Here is a 23,429-nt window from a genome sequence, read left to right as displayed (position 1 = left end):
TCTACCTATCTGTTAATTCACACAACTCTAAAGAAGAATTTTCTAACTCGGCGATAGCGTTGTTAATTTCATTCAAGTCATTGCCTTGTAAAGCGTTTTTTGCGTTTTGTAATAGGTTTTTCAACTTTTGATCAGTGGAAACATTTTCAACTAGATGTATGAGCTTGTTACCGTTAATTTTAGCCTCTGCAAGGGAACGAGCCTTCATATCTTCATCAAAGCTGTTTATTGACTGGTTAACCATATTTTGAACATCAGCTTCACTCAAGCCAAAATTTGAATTTACTTCAACTGTCTGCTCAATTCCAGTAGCTTTTTCTCTTGCAGTAACAGTCAAGATTCCGTCAACGTTAACTGTAAATTCTATTTCAACTCTTGCAGAACCTGCAGGCAGTGGCGGTATACCTTTTAGTTCAAACTGCGCTAGAGATTTGTTATCCTCGATCATTTCACGTTCTCCCTGACAAACGTGAATTTTCATTGCTGGTTGCCCATCAACATAAGTTGTAAACTCTTTTATCTCTGAAACTGGTAGTGGTGTATTTCTTGGTATGATTTTTTCAACTATGCCTCCCATAGTTTCTATGCCAAGTGATAAAGGTAAAACATCCAGGAGAATATTCCTATCTTTTGAGCTCGAAGTTAAATCATGAGCCTGCAGAGCTGCTCCCATGACAACTGCTTTATCCGGATCCACGTCATTTAGTACTTTATTTCCAAAGAGCTTGACTAGTGAATTTTGAACCAATGGTGTTCTAGTTGCACCACCAACTAAAATTACTCCTTTTATATCATCAATTTTAAGATCTATATCACTTATAGTACGAGTGACTATATTGATAGTCTTATTAACTAAAGGACTTATTGCCTGTTCGAACTTCTCTCTAGTTATTTCACATTCAAATGGCTTGCCGTTAATGTTAAAGCCAAAAGTGCCTGATGTATTTTCACTTAGGTATTCTTTCACGGCACGTAGTTCAACGAATGATAATGGCCCTGTCATTCCAGTGCTTGACACTGGAATCCAGTTCTTATTATATAACTTTTTGGTATGTTCATTTGCAATCAAGTTCTCTGGATCCCAGTGTCTGGGCACTGGGATGACACTTTCGCTTAAACCTGCCTTTTCTCTATACTTATCAAGTACAATTGAACTTAGTAGGTGATCAAAATCATCACCGCCGAGTTTGGTATCACCACCAACTGCAAGGACTTGAAACACTCCTTGATGTAATTTCAATATTGAAATATCAAATGTTCCTCCACCAAGGTCGTAAACTGCATATATTCCGCTGCTGTTGTTCTTTTCAATGGAGTAAGAAAGCGCTGCAGCGGTTGGCTCGTTAACGAGGCGAAGAACTTCTATGCCAGCTAATTTTGCTGCATATTTAGTTGCGTTACGTGCTGAATCGTCAAAGTAAGCTGGCACAGTGATCACTGCTTTTTTTACTTCCATTCCTGTAGACTTTTTCACCCTCTCGCATAAAGCTTTTAATATCTCAGCAGAAATCTCAACAGGAGTAAGATACTTTTCCTCTGAGCATTTTACTCTAATAACTTTTTCACTTTCGTTATCTATTTCAAAATTGAGGCCTTCTTTATTTAATTCTTCAACACTTTCACCCATTAAACGCTTTATTGAGTAGATTGCATTTTGACCGACGTCACAGCCAGTTTTCAATGTATTATTTTCATACGAAATAACAGAAGGCAGTAGCTCTCTTCCCTGCTCATCTTTAAATATCTCCACGTTGCCAGCTTTATTTACCATAGCAATTAAAGAGTTAGTAGTGCCAAGATCTATACCAAAAACTACTTCACTTGAATTTGGTTCAGAAATTTGAATTGGTTGCATTCTTTTTCACCTCCTCAAATGACTTATATAAATATTTCAATCTTAAGACTTGTGTAGCAGCTCCATCAAAATTCTTTACAGCAAAAGTGTTAATTAGGTTTTTAACGCAATCTTTTATTTTTTCATCAACCATCCTACTTGCAAATTGTAGATCATCGCAGTCCAGCAAATATTCTCTTATTTCCATTGATTCATTTAATATTTCAGAATTTGGATGATCCTTTGGGCTTTCCACACCAAAAAGATTCAACAAATGCTCGGCACGTTTTAGAGGTGACTTTAGCACCTGATAAGCTTTGTTAATATTAATTATATTTTTAGATTGTCCTTCGTTTATATCAGTCCTGCTTAGCTCAATATATTTTTTCTCTAACTCATCAAAGCTGATATTGAAAGTTGGTTCAATTTCAAACAATGCAAAATAGTTGCTAGACATGAAAACTCTCTCCACAACCACATTTTCCTTTCTCATTAGGATTTTTGAAAACAAAACCCGATGAAAATTTTTCTTCTACATAATCCATTTCAGAGCCAAGAATAAACATGACAGATTTTGGATCGATCAACACTTTAACTTTTTGGTCATCACTGCAGTTTTCCTCAATTATCGACTCTAAAGGACGAGTATCATACGCATATTCAATATCATATTTTAAACCAGAACATCCTTTTTGTTTAATTAGCACTCTTATTCCTATTGCTTCTTCCGGTTTCTCAAGGTTAGTATGCTTCTTTTGGTCCAATAAATGCCTTATCCTTTCTACTGCTTTCGCAGTTATAGTAATAAGTTTTTTATCTTTCTTTATAGCGTTTACTCCTTGATATTCACTCATGCTTTAGTTCTCAATGTCCACCTTTACTTTGTTTGCTTTGATAATCATGAATAGCAGCCTTTATAGCATCTTCAGCAAGCACCGAGCAGTGTATCTTCACTGGAGGTAAAGACAACTCTTCCACTATTTGAGTATTCTTTATCTGTGTAACGTCACTGATGGTTCTTCCCTTTATCATCTCTGTTAACAAGGAACTTGAAGCAATGGCAGAACCACAACCAAAAGTTTTAAATTTTGCATCTTCAATAACACCTTTGTCATTGACCTTTATCTGCAATTTCATTACATCACCGCACGATGGTGCACCAACTAAACCAGTACCAACATTTGGATCATTTTTATCCAGAGAACCAACATTCCTTGGATTTTCGTAATGATCTAAAATTTTTTCATTATAACTCATAAAATTACCTATAAACCACTACCTTATATTATAACATATTTAGGTTAAAAACTAAAGAAAAATGCACTCGCAACCGCTGTATTTTGTGAGTAAAATGTAACGGTTGCGAGTGCATTTTTCTTTACAAATATACGTAGTGCATGTCATTCTCTGTATTAAGTTTATAATTTTAAAAGGAGTATTCCCTTGAGTTTATTTGGTAATCTTTATAAAGGCTTGTTGAAAACTTCTTCTCGCTTTAGCGACGGAGTAAAAAGTATTTTTTCTGCCAAAAAAAAATTAGATCAGTCGCTTTTAGATGAGCTAGAAGAATTGCTAATTAGCATGGATATTGGTCATAAAACTTCCAAGTTGATTATTGACAGGCTCACAAGCATCAAATTTGACAAGGAAGTTGAGCATAATATCATCACACAGCAGTTAATGAACGAAATAGAAGCTATATTAAACCCTGTCGTGCAACCGTTAATTTTAAACAGAAAACCACATATAATAATGGTATGTGGAGTAAATGGTAATGGTAAAACCACAACTATAGGTAAGCTCGCATATAAATATAAGGAGATGGGAAAGTCCGTTATGCTTGTTGCATGTGATACATTTAGAGCTGCTGCTAGTGAACAATTAAACATTTGGGCAGAACGTTCTGATTGCTTGATTGTTACTGGAGAGCATGGTAGCGATTCTGCGAGTGTGGCATATAGAGCTGTAAGTCAAGCTATAAAAGATAACGTTGATGTTGTTCTAATTGACACAGCAGGAAGGCTGCAAAATAATGTGAACCTTATGGAGGAGTTATCAAAAATATATAGAACGATAAAGAAATTGGATGACACTGCCCCTCATGATGTTATTTTAGTTCTTGACGCAACTATCGGCCAAAATGCTTATAGCCAATTAGAGGCATTTAGTAAGATGGTTAGTGTTACAGGGTTAATCATAACAAAGCTAGATGGCACTGCTAAGGGCGGAGTAGTAATTGGACTTGCAGAAGCTTATAAGGTAAAGTTACATGCTATAGGAATTGGTGAAAGTATAGAGGACTTAAAGGAGTTTACTAGTAAAGAGTTTGCTGAAGCATTATTTAATTGTAATTAAAAATTTCTCTTAATTCCCTTACGTGACCAAGCTTGATTATCTCAATATCATGAGAAGAGTAATTACCATTTTTAGGCATAATTGCTTTTTTGAATCCTAACTTTTGTGCTTCTTTTAGTCTAAGATCAGCATGCGAGACATTCCTAATTTCTCCAGAAAGTGCAACTTCACCGCAGATTATTGAAGAAGTTGGCAGCGGTAAATTTACTACACTTGAAATAAGGGAAGCAGCAACAGCAAGATCAGCCGATGGTTCCTGTATTTTGAGTCCCCCTGCAATGTTTAGGTATACCTCTTTATCATGCAAAAACATTTTACAGCGAGCATTTAGCACCGCGATGATCATAGCCAATCGATTAATATCCCACCCAACTACTGCCCTTCTTGGGGTTGCCATATTAGTCCCTGCTATCAACGCTTGAACTTCCATTAAAATTGGTCTTGAACCTTCAATTCCTGCAAATACGGCGCTGCCAACTACTTCTCTGTCATGGGCCATCAGAAACAATGATGATGGATTATCAACAGGCACAAGTCCTGCTTCAGACATCTCAAAAACACCAATTTCATTTGCAGGGCCAAATCTATTTTTAATAGTACGCAAAATACGGTATTGATTGCTATTTTCACCTTCAAAATATAATACCGTATCTACCATATGCTCCAAAGTTTTAGGTCCAGCTATTTGCCCATCCTTAGTTATATGACCAACTATTAAAAGAGAAACACCATATTGTTTCGCAAGAATGGTTAATTCATGGGCACAAGTACGAACCTGAGTTACAGTTCCTGGTGCCGATGTAATTCTGCTATCATACATTGTTTGTATAGAGTCAATTACTAAAAATTTAATGCTTTTATTTTCCTTTATTGTTGCTACTACATCAGTTAAAGACACTGTAGATAAAAGCTTAATTTTAGGTTCATTTATCTTAAGACGCTTTGCTCTGAGGCTCACCTGCTCTAAAGATTCCTCGCCAGATACATAAAGACATTCAAAAGAGGAAAGTTGCACAACATTAGCTGCAATTCTAAGCAAAAGGGTAGATTTTCCAATACCAGGTTCGCCTCCAATTAGAATGCTAGCACCTTGAACGATACCCCCACCAAAAACTCTATCTAATTCTTCTACTCCTGTTAGAAAACGACTTGGAGTGATAATTTCGCTACCCGATAACGCCTTTATTAAAATTGGCGCAGATATACTTCTTTTGCCCGTTTTTACTGCTATTTCTTCAACAACTGTATCCCAATTGTCACATGCAATGCACTTTCCTACCCACCTACCAGTGCTATGACCACAGGATTGACATACATATACAGTTTTCATTAAAATCAAAATTATTTTGTTATAATTGTAATAAAAATTAGCTGAATAGGCGAAGTAAATCTAACCACTGAGTCTCACAAACGTTTTGGTGCGAAGATAATTGTCATAAGTTGTGCCATTTAAATTCATGCACAATAATTGCACGAACGCTTCCCTCTAGGATCCAAGTAGCCCATTCTCCTGTCATTCCAGTAGCATCCTTTTTTTGTCATCCGAGTAGCCCCTTTTTTGTCATCCCAGTGCCCCGACACTGGGATGACAGCAGTCCTACGTCATACCGCGATTCATTCGCGGTATCTCTTAACATAGATCCCGCTAACAAGCAGCGGGATGACACCTCTCTTGGGCTCTTTTAGCTACAAACGTTAAGAAATTTACCAAACGAAAAAAAAGGCAAAAGAAGCCCTAGTCATTGTCTATTTTCTGTATTGGCGTTTTTTAAGTCTTAAACACTGCAATTTAGCTGCTTTTAAGTGCAGCTCACCTTAGTTTAAATGTTTAAGAAATTTACTAAGCAGAAAAAAAGGCAAAAGAAACCCCGTGTTAGCTAGTTGTCACTCTCTAATCCTGCAAATTGGCGTACTATACTGTCTTAAACGACTTATAAGCGCGTTTCAGCTTATATAGGTAAAAACCCAGAAATGTTGTGAAGACATAAGGTGCACATAGTGCAAAAAATTAAAAATAAGACACCAACTACGTTGTTTTCTTGCTGTTTAATCTGCACAGATGAAGATAACTGAATACCTTCACTATCATGATAAGGGGGCTGGCGGAGTTTGTCAAGGAAGTTTTTTCGTTTCTAACGGTTGTTGCCAAAAACTATACAAAAAGTCTAATGAGTTAACTTCCATATATCCTGAGTAGTTCTTGTGCATTAGCTTTGATTAGGATAGGGCATTTTCTGTCATTTAATAGGGAACGCAATATTTCAGTTGCACCTTTAATGTCGTTATTATGTATCTTTACTACAGCGATAGCTTCTTGGCTTGAATAAGGATACACTGCACTTGATTCTAAATTATCAATTTTATCTTTATTTATTTTTTCACCGTTGGAGTGAAGTAAGCTCATTACTTCTAAGTATTGTGCTAACTCACGCAAAACATCAGGAGCATCTTTATCATCTGCCAAATCATTATAAATAGATGCTGTGTTTGTTGGCATTGAATCTGAGATATGATTGAATGCGTGTTCAAAATTTGCTAAATACCCCCAATTTGAATCTATTTCTTCTAGCAGCGGCTTATTATCTTTTTTAAAGAATAATACTTCGTAAAACTTGTCACCCGCAGTTATAGATTGTTTTGTGTTATCAATGTTGCGCAATAAGTATAATGTGATGCCAACTGACATTGGTGCGAGTGCAAGCAGAAAGATGTATTTTTTCATGGTAATATTCCAAATAGTTATATATTTATACATTAATGCTTTTGATTTGCAAAAACATATTGACATAGTGATTATATCACATAATAATATTCTCAAAGTTGTTTGAATAGTTGGAGATTAAAATATTTCTAAAGTAGAAATAAAGACAGCAGTATTAAGCTAAATTATTTTTTGTCGGATTTATCCGATGTACCCTCAACCTTTTATAGGTTGAAGTCTAAATTTGAGAGTTTGATCCTGGCTCAGAATGAACGCTGGCGGCAGGCCTAACACATGCAAGTCGAACGGAGTTATATTGTAGCTTGCTATGGTATAACTTAGTGGCAGACGGGTGAGTAATATATAGGAATCTACCTAGTAGTACGGAATAATTGTTGGAAACGGCAGCTAATACCGTATACGCCCTACGGGGGAAAAATTTATTGCTATTAGATGAGCCTATATTAGATTAGCTAGTTGGTGGAGTAATAGCCTACCAAGGCAATGATCTATAGCTGATCTGAGAGGATGATCAGCCACACTGGAACTGAGATACGGTCCAGACTCCTACGGGAGGCAGCAGTGGGGAATATTGGACAATGGGCGAAAGCCTGATCCAGCCATGCCGCATGAGTGAAGAAGGCCTTTGGGTTGTAAAGCTCTTTTAGTGAGGAAGATAATGACGGTACTCACAGAAGAAGTCCTGGCTAACTCCGTGCCAGCAGCCGCGGTAATACGGAGAGGGCTAGCGTTATTCGGAATTATTGGGCGTAAAGGGCGCGTAGGCTGGTTAGTAAGTTAAAAGTGAAATCCCGAGGCTTAACCTTGGAACTGCTTTTAAAACTGCTAACCTAGAGATTGAAAGAGGATAGAGGAATTCCTAGTGTAGAGGTGAAATTCGTAAATATTAGGAGGAACACCAGTGGCGAAGGCGTCTATCTGGTTCAAATCTGACGCTGAGGCGCGAAGGCGTGGGGAGCAAACAGGATTAGATACCCTGGTAGTCCACGCTGTAAACGATGAATGTTAAATATGGGAAGTTTACTTTCTGTATTACAGCTAACGCGTTAAACATTCCGCCTGGGGACTACGGTCGCAAGATTAAAACTCAAAGGAATTGACGGGGGCCCGCACAAGCGGTGGAGCATGTGGTTTAATTCGATGCAACGCGAAAAACCTTACCACTCCTTGACATGGAAATTATACCTATTCGAAGGGATAGGGTCGGTTCGGCCGGATTTCACACAGGTGTTGCATGGCTGTCGTCAGCTCGTGTCGTGAGATGTTGGGTTAAGTCCCGCAACGAGCGCAACCCTCATCCTTAGTTACCATCAGGTAATGCTGGGGACTTTAAGGAAACTGCCAGTGATAAACTGGAGGAAGGTGGGGATGATGTCAAGTCATCATGGCCCTTATGGAGTGGGCTACACACGTGCTACAATGGTGGCTACAATGGGCTGCAAAGTCGCGAGGCTAAGCTAATCCCTTAAAAGCCATCTTAGTTCGGATTGTACTCTGCAACTCGAGTACATGAAGTTGGAATCGCTAGTAATCGTGGATCAGCATGCCACGGTGAATACGTTCTCGGGTCTTGTACACACTGCCCGTCACGCCATGGGAATTGGTTTCACTCGAAGCTAACGACCTAACCGCAAGGAGGGAGTTATTTAAAGTGGGATCGGTGACTGGGGTGAAGTCGTAACAAGGTAGCAGTAGGGGAATCTGCAGCTGGATTACCTCCTTGGGCTTTGCGCATAACTTACCATTTTTAATGATGGTGTTGTTATGTGCTATACTGCTGTCTTTACTTCTACTTTATTTTAATTTCCCAATAACGGAATTTTATGAGTGATAGGCCTCTTTCTCCACGTTTACAAATATATAAAGTACAAGTTACTAGTTTTTTCTCTATTATGCACAGATTGACTGGTATCTTGCTATTCCTTTTATTAATGATACTTTCTTGGTATTTCATATTACATGTTTACTTTCCTGAGTTACTTATAGTAAGGTACTTAAATGCATTATTATTCACTCCTGTTGCTAAATTAGCTTATGTCTTATGTTTTATAAGTTTTGTATATCATTTTCTTAATGGTATTCGTCATTTATTGTGGGATATTGGGCTTAATTTAGAAATTACTGGCGTTTCAAGGAGTGCTATACTGCTGACAGTAACGCTACTTCTTTCTACTATGGCTTTTTTATTTATGTTTATATGAGTCAATCTGGAAATTCAGTACATCATTGGTGGGTCCAGCGTGTTTCTGCGGTAATTTTACTGCTCCTGTTTCCTTGGTTTATCTATTCATTTTCTTGCGCATTTTATACTGATAGCTCTTTGTCTTTTAGTGAAAAATTTATTAATCACCCTCTAGAGCTTTTATTTTTTGTTGTATTGTTGTTTTGCATTTTTTGGCACGCAGTTCTTGGAATGCAGGTAGTGTGTGAAGATTATATACACAGCGTATCTCTAAGGATTTTCACAATTACATGCATAAAGTACTTATCAAGCATTACTTATATAACCCTCGCTTTTACAATCTTTGTCTTCTACAGGCATATTTTCTTGTAAAATTGCCAATTCTGTGTTAATATATTATTAGTGTACTAGTTTTATCATTGAACTATAGCGATTTTGGTTTAGCAATATGTTAGAGACATTGAAAAAGTGGGGAATAGACCTTACGCTAAAGGTGAAGGATCTATTTAGTTCATCTGAGTCTCAAGTTTATGTCAAAGACCTTAGAAAGGTAATGATATATGAGGATGGACGAAAGTGTCAATATCCAAAAAATTATGATCAGATTGTAGATTCTGGGAGAGTTGTAAAAAAAAATGACAAGCTTGTAAAAAATAAAGACGGAAATCCAGAGTACCAGCTTATATATAATGAATACGAATTTGATCTAGCCTTGGTTAAGGAAATTGATAAAAAATCTTACTTTACTATTGACTTTTTAGTTAGTAAAGGTAGGCGTGAGGTTAATGATTATAGTAAATTTTATAAGCCATTTAAGTTTTCAAAAATAGATCTTGAAAAACACTTGCCGGTCTTTGAGGTTGATACTAAGTTACTTAGATTAACTAATTCTTCTTTTCTTGCTAAAAAAGGTTGCTTCATCAATGATGACACGGGAGAAGTTGATGAGAAAGATAGAGATGAAAAAGGAAGAAATGGAAAATTACTATACACTAGTGATTACAAGAAGCTAAGCACCCATTTTTCAGAAATTAGAGATCAGAATAATAACTTGGAGCTAGATAAAAGTCTTATATCTGTTCCTATTATTTTCGTTGCAAGCTTGGCTAAAGTTTGTACTAAATTGTTGACTTCTCTTCCTATAAAGTTAGGGGAGCATTTAATAAGCAAACAAAACCCAATTGCAAAGTCTTTTGGCTATCTTTTGTTCACCCCTGCAATGGCAGTAAAAAATTTAGTGAATATGGGAGCTACCATACTTAAGGCTCCAATTTTATTATTTGTAGCAGATAAGAAGAAGTATGGTGATGCTTACTTCACTATGTGGAAACACCAATTGAAAGGATGTTGGGAAGAAGCAAAAAGTGACTTTAATGTTATTAAAGGTGGAGAAAGGCTAAAGCCAGGGCAAAAGGATCATAAGCCACTTAGTATAGTGGGCACATGGGATGAGCTTAACGCTAGAAGGCCAGGTATTGAAAAAGACTTAGAGAAGCCGTCAAATAAAAGTAGTGAAAGTATAGATAAATCTAGAGAACCAGATATTGGAAAAAGCTTAAAGAAGGAGAAGTTGCAAAACAAAAGTAATGAGAAAATAGCTGCGTCTAAAAAAGCAGATGTTGAAAAAGTGAGTGATACTCCTCATGTTAATGAAGTACTAAGCAGACGGAGTTCATTGCCAGACGAAAAATTTCAATTACTTCCTCGCTAACCGGCCACTACTTTAAATTAACATTTACTTTCTTTATTAACTATTCCACAACAAAAACTTGCATGCATTTTACTATTAGTATAAGGTATTAATTATTTAATTAATTTTCTTAACTATATGCGCCCTGTAATACTATGTGGTGGTAGTGGCAGCAGACTTTGGCCTTTATCGAAGCCAAAGCAATTTCAAAAAATATTTAGCCATAACACTATGTTTCAGAACACTTTATTGAGGCTAAAAAGTGGTTATATGCCACCCATAATTGCCACAAATATACAGTACGAGTCGTTAGTGAAGAAGGAGTTGCATGCGCTGCGAGAATATAAAGTGATTTTCGAACCAGTGAAAATTGGAACAGCAGCAGCGATATTAATTGCTGCGCTTCTCTGCAATGAAAACGAGATAATGTTAATTCTGCCTTCAGACCATTTTATAGGTGATTTGAATAATTTTTATGCTTCTGCTCACAAAGCATCTCAGCTAGCTTCTGAAACTAACTCTATAGTTACGTTTGGAGTTAAGCCTCATGAATTCAATTCTGAATACGGCTATATAAATGCAGTTTATGATCATAAGGAAAAGTATCATATAGTAAAGGATTTCATAGAGAAACCTGAGCATGTATTAAGTAATGATTATTATTGGAATTCTGGAATATTTGTGTTCAAAGCAAAACGCTATATAGATGAGATCAAAAAATCTGCCCCGACTCTTTACAATTTATGTTTTAAACATTTCACACCGCAAGAGAGATTTCTGTATTTAAAACAACGAGATTTTGCAGGAATTGAAGGCATATCCATTGATTACTTGGTGATGGAGAAAGCAAAAAACGTTGCAATGATAGAAGCTAATTTCGATTGGCTGGATGTTGGAACTTGGAATTCAGTTTTAGAATTGAGTGAGAAGTTTACGTCGTCATTCCGACATGTAACAAAAAAAAGAGAGCCAGTTTCAACGACAGAAAGTAATAAAAATTTATTGGGTGGAGCTTATAAGCAACCAAACAAAAGCCTAATATCGTTTATTAATAAGGTTAAGAAAGCAAAAGCGATAAGAAGAGAAATCAAGCCATGGGGATTTTGTAGTATAATTTTAATAGGCGAAAATTTTCTTATAAAATATCTTTTTATAAATCCATTAAGCTGCACTTCTAAGCGATTCCATCACTATAGAGATGAATACCATATAGTACTATCGGGAGTTGGGTATGTTAGTTTAGACGACAAAGAATATGCTATAGTAAAAGACCATATGATAGAAATCCCAAGGGAAGTTTCCCATAGGATTGAAAACAGAAGCGCAAGCTCTCCACTTGAGATAGTTGAATTTCAGATAGGAGAGCATTTATCTGATAATGATATAGTGAGGTTGGATGATGTATATGGAAGATTTTGAAATTCTAATGTTAAAGATACTCTATAAGTCTGCTAAATTTAAAGGAGTAAAAATATCTAGTTTTCAAATAAAGAAAAGTCTACAATTATACGAAGTTTCAAAAATATAATGTTTAACCTCAAAATATTTTGTAATGTCCATTGCCTTTGAAATTACTATGGCTGCTTGCTATTTGCGAGCGAAAAATGCCAGATTTTGCTCTATAATGACTTTGTTCTCTATTATCGGCATTGCCCTTGGAGTTGCAACACTAATAGTGGTGATGTCTGTGATGAACGGATTCAGAGCAAAGTTGCTTGACTCAATACTTGGCATTGATGGCCATATTAATGTTTATTTTGATAGGAACATAAATTCAGATTACTGCACAGTTTCGAAATCTATTGAGAAAATTCCTGGTATATTAAAAGCTACTCCTATGACCAATGATCAAGTTATTATTGTAGCAAATGGTAAAATTGCAGGTAGCATAGTGCGAGGTGTGTCAACTCAAGACCTGCTTAATAATACTACTGTTATAAATAATGTGATTATAGGCGATGTGAAAAAATTTGATGAAGGGATAATAATAGGGACACGCTTAGCAGAAGCTTTGAACATTGATTATGGTGATAACATTATGCTTGTATCACCTGAAGGACTTGATGCATTGTTTGGTGAGATGCCAAGAATGAAAGAATATAAGGTTGTAGCAATATTTGATATGGGTATGTTTGAGTATGATAATACCTTGATATATATGCCTCTAAAATCAGCACAAGCCTTTTTTAATTATGAAAATAGCATAAAAAATATAGAAGTACTTGTAGACGACGTTACTAGAGCTGATAAGCTGGCAGATGCTATAGAAAAAGAAATAGGAATGAAAGCTGAAAGTTGGCAATCACAGCAAAGCCATTATTTTAGTGCTTTAAAAACTGAAAGAAATGTGATGTTTTTAATTCTTACTTTGATTATAGTTGTAGCAGCGTTTAATATTATCTCAAATTTAATGATGATAGTGCAAGAAAAGAAATCCGCGATTGCAATTATGCGTACATTTGGTGCAACAAGTGGAAGCATTATGCGCATATTTTGCGCTTGTGGTCTATTAATCGGTTTTGCGGGAACTTGTCTTGGCTGTATTATAGGTGTCGTTTTTTCTCTCAATATCGAAAATATTAGAGTATTTTTAGAAAGCGTTACTAACGTCAAGCTATTTGATCCTATGATATACTTTTTTTCAAGTTTACCGGTGATATTAGTCCCTCAAGATGTAGTAAGTATTTCTGCACTTGCATTACTCTTATCATTTTTAGCGACAATTGCTCCTGCATTGCAGGCAGCTGCACAAGATCCTGCGGAGATACTACGTTATGAATGATACTCAGCAAAAGTACATAGGTTGGTTCTTAATTGTATTGTTATTTACCGGTTACATCACAATAAATAACATAATCTTTTTTAAAATAAGTCAGCAAGAAAGCGAAGACAATATAAATGTTTTAACGGAAAAAATAGATGAATTCAGAATGTCACTTGAAGTTAATCAATCCAGGGTAGAAAAAAAGATATTTGACTTAAAGAGAGGTCTGCACACTCAATGTGAGCAAGGTGATGGTAGCTCAAGGTATAAGAACCTCGCAAGATTGCTGCTACTTGTAGTTAAAATGAAGAATTCGTTATTGCGAGAAGCAAAATTTGATAATCATATAAATTCAATAAAGCCTTTGATATCAGAGCTTGATGATCCAGAGATAGAAAATGCAGTAAATGAATTGGAAAGTTTGAAAGAGGTAGATACTTTACGTGAGTTGAAGTTATCTTTTGAGAAGACCATTGCTGTTATTAACTACAATAAAAGTACATTGTCTAAAAAAATCATTTCAAACTGGATTAGAATACAAGATAAAAATGACCCATTAAGGGCAAAATTCGCAGAAATTGAGGAGTCAATAAACGATAATGATTGGCAAAATATAACTGTTACAGTAAGCAATTTAACGCATTCAGAATTCAAGCCATGGCTGAATAAATTGAATGGTTTTATTGTAGCTTCTAAGAATATTTCAACAATATATCATCACTTATTACAATATATCTCATGATTTATTTTATAATTTTCGCTCTTTCGTTTTTATTTGGCATATGGGTCAAGGTAAGTGGTGAAGTAATAAAATTGGAATTAGGCAATTACACTATAAGTATTGATCTATATTTCATTATTTTTACTTGTGTAGTTTTATTATTTTTATTAATTACACTTGTACGCTTTTTTTCCTCCATTTTATCAACATTTGCCAACATAAGAAATAGAAGAAGGGATAGGGAAGAATTGCTTCTCTTTGAAGCTTTCTTTAGCATAGACTTAAACAATATAGAGAATGCCCAAAAGGTAGTTAAAAGTCTAAATGAGAAGAGTGATAAGTTATCTTTAATAAAGCTCTTTAACTCAGGTAAGACGGGAAATTACAGCTTTTTCAGTAACGGTTTAACAAATATTGCAAATAAAAATCGTAACTTAGCTCTACTTCTGGCCAATAAGCTGATTGTTCACCTCAAACAAGAAAAAGTAGTCTTTCAAAAATTTATAGAATATTGCTCTAGTTCAATTAATGATAAAATGCTATCTATTCCCTTTCAAATAGAGCATTGCATATTGAAAGAAGATTGGATTAATGCAATTTTGAAGTTGAGGGAAGCAGTTAAGTTCAATATTTTTCTTCCCTTTGACCATAAAGAAATGTTTGCAGTTTTTTATTGTGCTTTGGCAAAACAATATGAAAGTAAAGGGGATTTTAAAGGGGCTATAAAGTCTTTACTCAGAGCACAAAGTTATTATGCAACTTTTCGGCCCATTAATTATTTAAAGGCAGAATTATATATTAAACTTGGAAAAATCAGAAAAGCTTCTGCAGTGCTAGAGGCAGAATATGCAGTAAATCCTACTCCTCAGTCAGCTAAAATGTACATCAATTTAAATAGTAAAGGTGCTGAAAGACTATACAACTTACGCCCTGATTATTATTTTAGTTACTGTTTACTTGCTTTGTCCTCAATGAGTTCAGGTAAATATGATCTTGCAAGTCAATATTTAGACACTGCTATGAAAAAGGCTAATTACATGTCAATCTACTTTATTGTAATACAACTTAAGGTTACATTGCAAGAACACGACAAGGTAATTTATTGGCTAAACAAGATGGGCTCAGAAGCTTTGCCTGATCCGGGCTGGAAGTGTAAAAATTGTAACAGAGAACTAAAGCAATGGGATCATAAATGTTCAAATTGCAATAGTTTTAATTGCGTTTATTATATATTATAAGGTTCCACAAAGTGTGATGATAATAATATATGGGAAATTACCATCAAAGACCTCTATTGAACAATTTTTGGAGTAGATCTCTTAATATAACCCTTATTTCAAAATAATAAACCTGCAAGTTTTTTAGTTAGACTTGGTTCTAATGTCAAAAAAACTTGCTTTTAGACACTAACAATTATATATTTTAATAAATCAGGGTTGTATACAAAATGAAGAGCTTAAAGGAATTATCCTTAAGAATTAAGAATATTAGGTCTGTACAGAAAACCACGAAAATAATGCAAATGGTTTCTGCAGCAAAGTTATTACAAAGCCAAAAGAAATTATCAAATTCAAAATTATATATATCTAAGCTGCATAGCATTATTTCTTCATTAATGCTATCAGTTGATCAAGAATTACTGGCAAAAATTCTAAATGTCAGTAACGACGGTTCTTACCTAGTATTCATTGTTGCGTCTGATCGTGGCTTGTGCGGCAACTTTAACTCTTCTATTGTCAAATTTAGTCAAAATAAGTTAATCGCAAATGGCAAAAAAGTAGATATTGTATTTCTTGGTAAAAAAGCTTTTGATGTAGGTAAAAATAGATTTGACTCTAAAAGTATCTTAAAAATTGAAAATAGTAAGGGGATCACGTTAAAGCACGTAGAAGCTTTGGTTGGTGGTATAGATCTAAGTAAATACGATAAAGTTAAAGTTTTTTATAGTAAATTCTATAATACCTTCACGCAAAAACCAATGTTGGAAACAATAAAACCATGGAGTGAAGACTCATCCTTGATTGACAACTCTCTGGCTGGTCCAACAACAGATTACGGCTATGAGTATGAACCACAAAATATTGAATTTATTTTAAAATCTTTGGTTCAAGATTACGTTGTAATTGCTCTTTACTCTGCTTTGCTTGAAAGTGCAACAAGTGAGAATAGTGCTAGGATGGTTGCTATGGAATCAGCAAACAGAAACACTAAAGAGATGCTGAACAAACTAGCATTGCTTTATAATCGTTCTCGTCAAGCAGCAATTACAACTGATTTAATTGAAGTTATAGGTGGTGCAGAGTCTTTATAAAAATCTAAGGAATAGAAAATGAATATATTAAATATTGCAGCAGATATCACTAAATTAATAAAAAAGCAGAATCAAGATGCGGAAGTTACAATATATGAAACTAATAAGACTTCAGTTTCTCAGCGTCTATCAAAAATTGAGCAAATATCACAATCTAAAAATTGCACTGTAGGAATCAGAGCTATAGCAGGTAAAAACAAAGCTGCGTATATTTCTACAAACGATTTGAATAATCTTAGTGATACGGTAAGCCAAGTGGTAGAAATGGCAAAGAATGCGCCAGAAGATCCTTGCATTAATTTTGCTGTAAATGGTAGTAATTATATCTCTTCTGCAGATTTAAGTATCTCAGATAATAATGTTGTAACCGTTGATAACCTAAAAGAAATTGCTGAAGCTGCAGAAAATTCAGCCCTTACACATAAGAGTATCACTAATTCTGAAGGAGCCTCTTCTTCATACGCTTTAGTGAATACAGTATTATCGACTGTTTCTGGTTTTATTGGCTCGTTTAGTAAATCAACCTTTGCTAATCAGGTCTCTGTTGTTGCTGGAAGAGAAAGTGAAATGAAGGTTGGTTACGATTATGATATAGCATGTAATTTTAGTGATTTAAAGTTGCCAGAGTTAATGGGAAAAGAAGCAGCAAAAAGAGCAGTTGATCAATTGAATTCACGTACAATTAAAACTGGTAAATTTCCAGTTATTTTTGAAAAAAGAGCAGCAAAAGGGCTAGTAAAAAGTTTTGCTTCTGCTATAAATGGGAGCAGTATTATAAGCAACAGTTCTTTCTTGAGGGGTAGTTTAAACGCTCAGATTTTCAACGATAGAATTAATATTATCGATGATCCATTGTTGCCAAGAGGCATAGCATCGAGACCATTTGATGGAGAAGGGATAACTAGCAAGAAAAATATATTTGTAAAAAACGGAATATTACAAAATTGGATTTTAGACTTATACTCGGCTAGAAAATTAGACTCAGAAACAACCGGAAGTGCAACTCGTGCAAGTAATGCTGCAGTTATTCCTGCAGCTAGTAACCTCTACATTGAGAATGGTAATGTATCGTTTGAAGAATTAATTCAGGAAGTGAAAGAGGGAATATATGTAACTGATTTATTTGGTTTTGGTGTTAATTTAATCAATGGCGATTACAGCCAAGGCGCTTCCGGATTTTTTATAGAAAATGGAAAAATAACGTATCCAATACATGAGATTACCATTGCTAGCAATTTAAAGGATATGTTTAGCAATTTAGTCGTTGCAGATGATCTAACTTTTTGTGGGCAATTTAATTCACCAACGATTAAAGTTAGCGAAATGACGGTTGCAGGTTCGCTTAACGATTAAAAAATTTATTTGCATTAAGTACAACAATTGTGTATTATTGTCATGTAATGTTAAGAATAGACTATGGAGTATAAAGGTTTAGTTTCAATAGCTAAGCTTAAAGCATTCTCAATCGTAATTTCAAAGTTTTTCATCACATTAGTAATGTTAATTAATAATTTAGGAGTTGTTTAAATGGAATTTGGTAATGTAAAATGGTTTAATGCCGAAAAAGGCTATGGTTTCATCAAGCCAGAAGGTAAAGGGGGTGACGTTTTTGTACATATTAGCACGTTGGAACGTTCAGGAATAAGGCCTGAGACACTTAAAGGAGAGAATAAAGAGAAGGGGATAAAAGGAGAAAGGGTGAGTTATGAGGTTAAAGAGGAGCGCGGTAGAAACGGAGAAGATAAAAAATCTGCAATAAATTTAAGATTGGAAGATTAATCTATTATGAAGTCTTTTAATAGGGTTAACGTATTGTGAATAATTTTTATGAGATGGGTCTCCCAGCTTCGCTTACACAAGCTCTAGATAAAAATAATCTTTTCGTCCCAACTCCGATTCAAATACAAGCGATTCCCTTAGCGCTACAAGGTAAAGATATTCTTGGGTCTGCTCAAACGGGAACTGGAAAAACTTTGGCATTTGCTATTCCGTTGGTTGCTAAGTTGCTGAATGAGCCTAACACTGGTTCAGCTTTAGTCATCGTGCCAACCAGGGAGCTTGCGCATCAGGTAACAAATGAGATAAGAAAACTCTTATTTCAAAATTCTGCACTAAGGGTCGCTTTATTGATTGGTGGTGAGCCTATTTTTAGGCAGCTAAATCAGCTTCAGAAAAAACCACAAATTGTAATAGGTACTCCTGGTCGTATTATAGACCATATTGAGCGTAAAACTTTGATTACTCGCAATGTTAGCGTTCTTGTGCTTGATGAAACGGATCGTATGTTTGATATGGGCTTTGGAATTCAAATTGAAGGGATCATGAAATATCTGCCAAAAATACGGCAGACTCTTATGTTTTCTGCAACTCTTCCTAGTGATATAGTTAAACTTACTGAGAAGTACCTTAATCGACCAGAACGTATTTCTGTTGATTGTGAGACTACAACTTCTGTAAAAATTAAGCAAGAGATTGTTTATGCATCAGAATCAGAAAAATATGAAAAGCTTGTTACACAACTATGTCAGCGCGAAGGATCAATCATTATCTTTGTCAAAACAAAGCAAGGAGCGGATCAGCTAGCTAGCAGATTGCACAAAGATGACTATAGCGCTTTAGCAATTCATGGTGATTTAAGGCAGCACAAGCGCGAAAGGGTCATTAATTCTTTTCGTCGTGGCCGCAATCAAATCATGGTTGCAACAGATGTTGCTTCTCGCGGCCTTGATATTCCCCACATTCAACATGTTATCAATTATGATGCACCACAATCGCAAGCTGACTATATTCATCGTATAGGCAGAACTGCACGTGCTGGAGCTGAAGGGCATGCGCTATCTTTTGTTACACCTCAAGATAAGAGAAGACTGCCTGCATTGGCAGACAAAGAAGGAGAGCCAAATTTTGATTGTAGTGTGCAATTTAAAAAACGTAATAGCAAAAAGGTCTTTAAAAGGCCAAGTACGTTAAAGACTAAATACGGTAGAAAAAAGATCAATGCATTTAAGAAGAAAAGCAGAGTACTAGAAAAAGCGTATTAAATAGGATTTACCTACAACTTGATAAGCGTAAAACTCGTCATTCCGCTACTCATTAGCGGAATCTATGTTGAGGTATCGCGGTGCTATGACGTAGATCCAGAGTGGGGATTCAAATTGGCTACAGCGAACTGCTGGATTTCAATTTTTTTAATAATTGTGTGCTATTCATTATATATGAGTTCCCACTTTTAAAGAGAATAGGAGATGATTTCCAAAAACTTAGAGGCAAGTTTGAATAGAGCGCTACTCATTGCTTCTAATTTTAATCTAAAATATGCGAAAGTAGAACATTTATTGCTGGCGTTAACTAAAGACGTGGATGTAAATTACGTTTTATCAAGATGTAATATCAGAGCCGATGAAATCATCAATATGGATAACATTCTATCAAGATGCAATATTAAGGCTAATGATTATAATAATAATATAAAAGGGTTTTTACAAAGCAGTTCTGAATTGATTATCAGTGGAGTTAAACCTAGCTCAATGTTTCAATGCATAATACACAGAGCAATAATACGGGCTCATAGCTTGGGAAAAAAAGAAATAAATGGAGCAAGTGTTCTAGTAGAAATTTTGTCTGGGCAAGATTTATACGTTGAAGATCTATTGCAGAAACAAAGTGTGAAAGATTCCAATTTGATTTACCATATATCTAATATGAAATACTTGAGCGATATAGATGAATACACCACCAATCATAAAGTAAAACTTGATAAAAATAATGACGCTCCTACTACAGTAAATAAAGGTGAGCTACTAAAAGATGAGGAAGTTCTACAAAGTTATTGTAAAAATTTAAATGACTATGCAAGAAGCAAAAAAATAGATTATGTTATTGGTCGTGATTATGAATTAAATCGCACTATAGAAATATTATTGAGGCGTAGAAAAAACAACCCTTTATATGTTGGAGACCCAGGTGTTGGCAAAACAACAATAGTTGAGGGTTTGGTACTCAAGATCATTGAAGGCAGTGTTCCGAGTGCGCTCAGGTCCAGTATAATTTATGCTTTGGATTTAGGATCACTCCTTGCAGGGACACGCTACAGAGGTGATTTTGAAGAGAGAATAAAATCTATAATAAAAGCGATTGAGGTAAAACCAGGTGCTATCCTTTTTATTGACGAAATACACACTATCATTGGAGCAGGTTCTACAAGTGGTAGCTTTCTTGATGCAGGTAACCTACTCAAACCTGCGCTTGCAAGAGGTACACTACGTTGTATAGGTGCAACTACATATAGAGAATACAGCACTAGTTTTGAAAAAGATAAAGCACTAGCAAGAAGGTTTCAAAAAATTAATGTTAAAGAATCTTCTGTTAATGAAACGATAAAGATACTAGATGGCATAAAGCACTACTATGAAGGGTATCATGGAGTATATTAGGCTTTGTTGCATCGCTACTTATGAAAGGCTAACTATAGCTAGGATTATAAGCAACCTATTGAAAATCTTGTTTTTTTGCAATCAATCTGATCAAATTTAAGAATAGTAATTTATTATTTATATTAATAAACTTAATTCTATTGAAAATAGCTAAAGCATTGAAATTCTTGAATTTTAGCCGGATTAGTGAGTGGTAGTGAAATTTCTTTTACTCAAATTTAGGTATTCACTGACCGCTCTTGTTATAAATACCAGAATAATAAGCTACTGATATTCTCCATCTTTTTTATCTTTAATCCATCATAGCTAGCGATGCAACAAAGCCAGTATATTATACAAAGAATGCCATTAGGTCTGCGGCTGAACTTTCGCATAAGTATATTACTGGGCGAATATTACCTGATAAAGCGGTTGATGTTATTGATGAGGCAGGGGCATATTGTAAATTGCTAAGAAACAGGGGTAAAATTGTAAATAGTAGAGATATTAAGAATACCATTACTAGAATTACAAATGTGCCTTGCGGATCTGAATCTGATGATTTACAGAAAGTAAAGTCTTTAAAAGCTAATCTAGAAAAGGTGATTTTTGGCCAAGAGCAGGCAATAGAATCTCTTGTTAATTCTATTAAAATTGCTAAATCTGGGTTGAGAAATTACAATAAGCCTTTAGCAAATTATCTTTTTGCAGGGCCAACCGGTGTTGGTAAAACCGAGCTAGCAAAACAATTAGCAGAAAGCATGGGCATGAATCTTATACGCTTTGATATGTCCGAATATATTGAATCTCATACGATATCAAGGATGATTGGTTCTCCTCCTGGATATGTAGGTTATGATCAGGGTGGATTACTCACAGAGTCTGTATCTAACAATCAATATAGTGTTGTGCTGCTTGATGAAATTGAAAAGGCCCATAGCGATATCTATAATATATTGCTACAAATTATGGATTATGGTTGTGTTACAGACACTTACGGACGTAAAGTTAACTTTTCCAATATAATTTTAATTATGACAACTAATGCAGGAGCAGTTGAACGCAGCAAAAGTTTTGTTGGCTTTGGGCATAAAAATTTTAACATTGGTGATAGCGAAAAAGCAATAGAACAGGTTTTTAGCCCTGAATTTCGTAATCGTCTTGATGCGATTATTTCTTTTTCTGACTTAAGTACGGATGTGATTTTGCATATTGTGGATAAATTTGTCCTAGAACTGAAAAAGCAACTGACGCAAAAAGGCATAAACTGCTTGGTAGAGGATGAAGTGAAATCTTATCTTGTACAAATGGGTTATAGTAAGGAAATGGGAGCACGTCCGATAGAGAGACTTATTGAAAAAGAGATAAAAAGTTACTTAGCGGAAGAAATACTGAATCGTAAATTAACAAAAGGAAAGAAATTAAGAATCTATATGAATAAAGTAGAAAATAAAATTGCTTTTGATATAGTTTAAAATCCTTGTATTGAACTTCATCTTTGTTACAATTTATAACTTAAATTTAATTTGAATTATAGTGATAAGTGATAAAGTAAAACAAGTCCTAAGCTACTACGAAAGTGAAAACCCCGGGGTAAAAGCAAATCTTACTCGTATTCTCATGCATGGAAAGCTTGGCGGTACTGGCAAGTTAGTGATTCTGCCAGTAGATCAAGGATTTGAGCACGGGCCAATAAAAAGCTTTGAAGTTAACCCTGATGCTTATGACCCACATTATCATTTTCAGCTTGCAGTTGATTCGGGAGTAAGTGCATATGCTGCTCCACTTGGTATGATTGAAGCTGGTGCTTCAACTTATGCTGGAATGCTCCCACTTATTTTGAAACTTAATAGTTCCAACTCCTTACATTCAAAAAATCTGACTTCTGATCAAGCAATAACCTCTTCTGTGAAAGATGCACTGCGTTTGGGCTGCTTGGCTGTTGGATTTACTATATATCCTGGTTCTGCTAAGTGTTTTGATATGATGGAAGAAGCCCGTGAAATCGTAGCTGAAGCCAAATCTTATGGGCTTGCAGTAGTGCTATGGTCTTATCCACGTGGTGAAGGAATTTCCAAAGAAGGTGAAACAGCAGTTGATGTTATTGCCTATGCTGCGCACATAGCAGCTTTACTTGGCGCTAATATAATCAAAGTAAAGCTTCCAACTAGATATTTGGAAAAAGAAAAGATAGAAACAGAAAATATTGAATCATTATCTAAAAGAATTGAATATATTAAAAAATCTTGCTTTGCAGGGAAAAGAATAGTAGTTTTTTCTGGTGGCGAATCGAAGGAAGTAGATGACATATGCAATGAAGCGAAAGAAATTAAGCAGGGAGGTGGTAATGGTTCAATCATTGGACGTAACACTTTTCAACGCAAAAGGGAGGAAGCTTTATCTATGCTAAAAGATATAATGGATATCTACACATAAAA

General features: G+C 35.2%; 19 protein-coding genes, 1 rRNA gene and 2 pseudogenes. 16 read left to right on the top strand and 6 right to left on the bottom strand.

Features of this window, described 5'->3' with window-relative positions:
* Position 1: 1 nt before the first annotated feature.
* Genes OOK92_RS06565 through iscU form a run of 4 tightly spaced genes read right to left on the bottom strand, consistent with a single transcriptional unit; the run spans position 2 to position 3,091 of the window.
* The gene (locus OOK92_RS06565) at positions 2–1,855 is read right to left on the bottom strand and encodes an Hsp70 family protein (protein ID WP_264735606.1); all 1,854 of its coding nucleotides are present in this window, start codon (positions 1,853–1,855) and stop codon (positions 2–4) included.
* Complete coding sequence (locus tag OOK92_RS06560; RefSeq protein ID WP_264735605.1) at positions 1,833–2,291, bottom strand: iron-sulfur cluster co-chaperone HscB C-terminal domain-containing protein; 459 nt, start codon at positions 2,289–2,291, stop codon at positions 1,833–1,835. Before OOK92_RS06560 ends, OOK92_RS06565 begins: the two co-directional genes overlap by 23 nt.
* Positions 2,284–2,688: a HesB/IscA family protein gene (locus tag OOK92_RS06555; protein ID WP_264735604.1), complete on the bottom strand. Its 405-nt coding sequence runs from the start codon at positions 2,686–2,688 to the stop codon at positions 2,284–2,286. Before OOK92_RS06555 ends, OOK92_RS06560 begins: the two co-directional genes overlap by 8 nt.
* Before the next feature lie 10 nt (positions 2,689–2,698).
* Entirely contained in the window at positions 2,699–3,091 is a 393-nt protein-coding gene (gene iscU, locus OOK92_RS06550) for a Fe-S cluster assembly scaffold IscU (protein ID WP_114516867.1), read from the bottom strand.
* Between the two features lie 186 nt (positions 3,092–3,277).
* Here iscU and ftsY point away from each other — a divergent pair, with 186 nt between their 5' ends.
* The gene (gene ftsY, locus OOK92_RS06545) at positions 3,278–4,189 is read left to right on the top strand and encodes a signal recognition particle-docking protein FtsY (RefSeq protein WP_264735603.1); all 912 of its coding nucleotides are present in this window, start codon (positions 3,278–3,280) and stop codon (positions 4,187–4,189) included.
* On the opposite strand, the gene radA is transcribed toward ftsY, so the two are convergent.
* Together radA and OOK92_RS06535 are read right to left on the bottom strand one after the other, a co-directional pair.
* On the bottom strand, positions 4,176–5,519 hold the full coding sequence (radA, locus tag OOK92_RS06540) for a DNA repair protein RadA (RefSeq protein ID WP_264732599.1): 1,344 nt from the start codon (positions 5,517–5,519) through the stop codon (positions 4,176–4,178). The genes ftsY and radA overlap by 14 nt on opposite strands.
* Positions 5,520–6,362: 843 nt before the next feature.
* Positions 6,363–6,977: a hypothetical protein gene (locus OOK92_RS06535; protein WP_264735602.1), complete on the bottom strand. Its 615-nt coding sequence runs from the start codon at positions 6,975–6,977 to the stop codon at positions 6,363–6,365.
* 153 nt (positions 6,978–7,130) lie between these two features.
* Between OOK92_RS06535 and OOK92_RS06530 the strand changes: the two genes are divergently transcribed.
* The 15 genes and pseudogenes from OOK92_RS06530 (at position 7,131) to OOK92_RS06455 (ending at position 23,427) form a co-directional block, all read left to right on the top strand.
* Positions 7,131–8,634: ribosomal RNA gene (locus tag OOK92_RS06530) — 16S ribosomal RNA — on the top strand.
* 100 nt (positions 8,635–8,734) lie between these two features.
* Positions 8,735–9,112, top strand: a complete 378-nt coding sequence (gene sdhC, locus OOK92_RS06525; protein ID WP_264735601.1) for a succinate dehydrogenase, cytochrome b556 subunit — start codon at positions 8,735–8,737, stop codon at positions 9,110–9,112.
* A complete protein-coding gene (gene sdhD, locus OOK92_RS06520) occupies positions 9,109–9,465 on the top strand; it encodes a succinate dehydrogenase, hydrophobic membrane anchor protein (RefSeq protein WP_253309857.1) in 357 nt (118 codons plus the stop codon). Before sdhC ends, sdhD begins: the two co-directional genes overlap by 4 nt.
* A gap of 76 nt (positions 9,466–9,541) precedes the next feature.
* The gene (locus tag OOK92_RS06515; protein WP_264735600.1) at positions 9,542–10,804 is read left to right on the top strand and encodes a hypothetical protein; all 1,263 of its coding nucleotides are present in this window, start codon (positions 9,542–9,544) and stop codon (positions 10,802–10,804) included.
* A gap of 117 nt (positions 10,805–10,921) precedes the next feature.
* Positions 10,922–12,202: a sugar phosphate nucleotidyltransferase gene (locus tag OOK92_RS06510; protein WP_264735599.1), complete on the top strand. Its 1,281-nt coding sequence runs from the start codon at positions 10,922–10,924 to the stop codon at positions 12,200–12,202.
* Between the two features lie 133 nt (positions 12,203–12,335).
* Positions 12,336–13,565, top strand: coding sequence for a lipoprotein-releasing ABC transporter permease subunit (locus OOK92_RS06505; RefSeq protein ID WP_264735598.1), 1,230 nt, complete (start codon positions 12,336–12,338; stop codon positions 13,563–13,565).
* Entirely contained in the window at positions 13,558–14,289 is a 732-nt protein-coding gene (locus OOK92_RS06500; RefSeq protein ID WP_253309852.1) for a hypothetical protein, read from the top strand. The genes OOK92_RS06505 and OOK92_RS06500 overlap by 8 nt, the downstream gene beginning before the upstream one ends.
* The gene (locus OOK92_RS06495) at positions 14,286–15,506 is read left to right on the top strand and encodes a heme biosynthesis protein HemY (RefSeq protein ID WP_264735597.1); all 1,221 of its coding nucleotides are present in this window, start codon (positions 14,286–14,288) and stop codon (positions 15,504–15,506) included. The genes OOK92_RS06500 and OOK92_RS06495 overlap by 4 nt, the downstream gene beginning before the upstream one ends.
* A 209-nt stretch (positions 15,507–15,715) precedes the next feature.
* A complete protein-coding gene (atpG, locus tag OOK92_RS06490) occupies positions 15,716–16,579 on the top strand; it encodes an ATP synthase F1 subunit gamma (protein ID WP_264735596.1) in 864 nt (287 codons plus the stop codon).
* 18 nt (positions 16,580–16,597) lie between these two features.
* Positions 16,598–17,932: a TldD/PmbA family protein gene (locus OOK92_RS06485; protein WP_264735595.1), complete on the top strand. Its 1,335-nt coding sequence runs from the start codon at positions 16,598–16,600 to the stop codon at positions 17,930–17,932.
* Positions 17,933–18,106: 174 nt separating this feature from the next.
* On the top strand, positions 18,107–18,358 hold the full coding sequence (locus OOK92_RS06480) for a cold-shock protein (RefSeq protein WP_064124857.1): 252 nt from the start codon (positions 18,107–18,109) through the stop codon (positions 18,356–18,358).
* Positions 18,359–18,393: 35 nt separating this feature from the next.
* Positions 18,394–19,620: a DEAD/DEAH box helicase gene (locus OOK92_RS06475; protein ID WP_253309848.1), complete on the top strand. Its 1,227-nt coding sequence runs from the start codon at positions 18,394–18,396 to the stop codon at positions 19,618–19,620.
* Between the two features lie 204 nt (positions 19,621–19,824).
* Positions 19,825–21,009: pseudogene (locus OOK92_RS06470) on the top strand (AAA family ATPase); the annotation flags it as partial.
* A 329-nt stretch (positions 21,010–21,338) separates the two neighbouring features.
* Positions 21,339–22,466, top strand: a pseudogene (locus tag OOK92_RS06460) (AAA family ATPase); the annotation flags it as partial.
* A 64-nt stretch (positions 22,467–22,530) separates the two neighbouring features.
* Positions 22,531–23,427, top strand: a complete 897-nt coding sequence (locus tag OOK92_RS06455) for a class I fructose-bisphosphate aldolase (protein WP_253309992.1) — start codon at positions 22,531–22,533, stop codon at positions 23,425–23,427.
* Positions 23,428–23,429 lie beyond the last annotated feature (2 nt).

This window comes from Wolbachia endosymbiont (group A) of Rhinocyllus conicus (assembly GCF_947250775.1).
In the GTDB taxonomy this organism is placed as follows: domain Bacteria; phylum Pseudomonadota; class Alphaproteobacteria; order Rickettsiales; family Anaplasmataceae; genus Wolbachia.
This window is presented reverse-complemented; position numbering and strand designations above follow the sequence as displayed.

Excerpts from the sequence above, each read along its gene's own strand:
- OOK92_RS06565 (WP_264735606.1), bottom strand. The coding sequence starts at position 1,855 with ATGCAACCAATTCAAATTTCTGAACCAAATTCAAGTGAAGTAGTTTTT.
- OOK92_RS06560 (WP_264735605.1), bottom strand. The coding sequence starts at position 2,291 with ATGTCTAGCAACTATTTTGCATTGTTTGAAATTGAACCAACTTTCAAT.
- OOK92_RS06555 (WP_264735604.1), bottom strand. The coding sequence starts at position 2,688 with ATGAGTGAATATCAAGGAGTAAACGCTATAAAGAAAGATAAAAAACTT.
- iscU (WP_114516867.1), bottom strand. The coding sequence starts at position 3,091 with ATGAGTTATAATGAAAAAATTTTAGATCATTACGAAAATCCAAGGAAT.
- radA (WP_264732599.1), bottom strand. The coding sequence starts at position 5,519 with ATGAAAACTGTATATGTATGTCAATCCTGTGGTCATAGCACTGGTAGG.
- OOK92_RS06535 (WP_264735602.1), bottom strand. The coding sequence starts at position 6,977 with ATGTCAATATGTTTTTGCAAATCAAAAGCATTAATGTATAAATATATA.
- sdhC (WP_264735601.1), top strand. The coding sequence starts at position 8,735 with ATGAGTGATAGGCCTCTTTCTCCACGTTTACAAATATATAAAGTACAA.
- sdhD (WP_253309857.1), top strand. The coding sequence starts at position 9,109 with ATGAGTCAATCTGGAAATTCAGTACATCATTGGTGGGTCCAGCGTGTT.
- OOK92_RS06515 (WP_264735600.1), top strand. The coding sequence starts at position 9,542 with ATGTTAGAGACATTGAAAAAGTGGGGAATAGACCTTACGCTAAAGGTG.
- OOK92_RS06510 (WP_264735599.1), top strand. The coding sequence starts at position 10,922 with ATGCGCCCTGTAATACTATGTGGTGGTAGTGGCAGCAGACTTTGGCCT.
- OOK92_RS06505 (WP_264735598.1), top strand. The coding sequence starts at position 12,336 with ATGTCCATTGCCTTTGAAATTACTATGGCTGCTTGCTATTTGCGAGCG.
- OOK92_RS06500 (WP_253309852.1), top strand. The coding sequence starts at position 13,558 with ATGAATGATACTCAGCAAAAGTACATAGGTTGGTTCTTAATTGTATTG.
- OOK92_RS06495 (WP_264735597.1), top strand. The coding sequence starts at position 14,286 with ATGATTTATTTTATAATTTTCGCTCTTTCGTTTTTATTTGGCATATGG.
- atpG (WP_264735596.1), top strand. The coding sequence starts at position 15,716 with ATGAAGAGCTTAAAGGAATTATCCTTAAGAATTAAGAATATTAGGTCT.
- OOK92_RS06485 (WP_264735595.1), top strand. The coding sequence starts at position 16,598 with ATGAATATATTAAATATTGCAGCAGATATCACTAAATTAATAAAAAAG.
- OOK92_RS06480 (WP_064124857.1), top strand. The coding sequence starts at position 18,107 with ATGGAATTTGGTAATGTAAAATGGTTTAATGCCGAAAAAGGCTATGGT.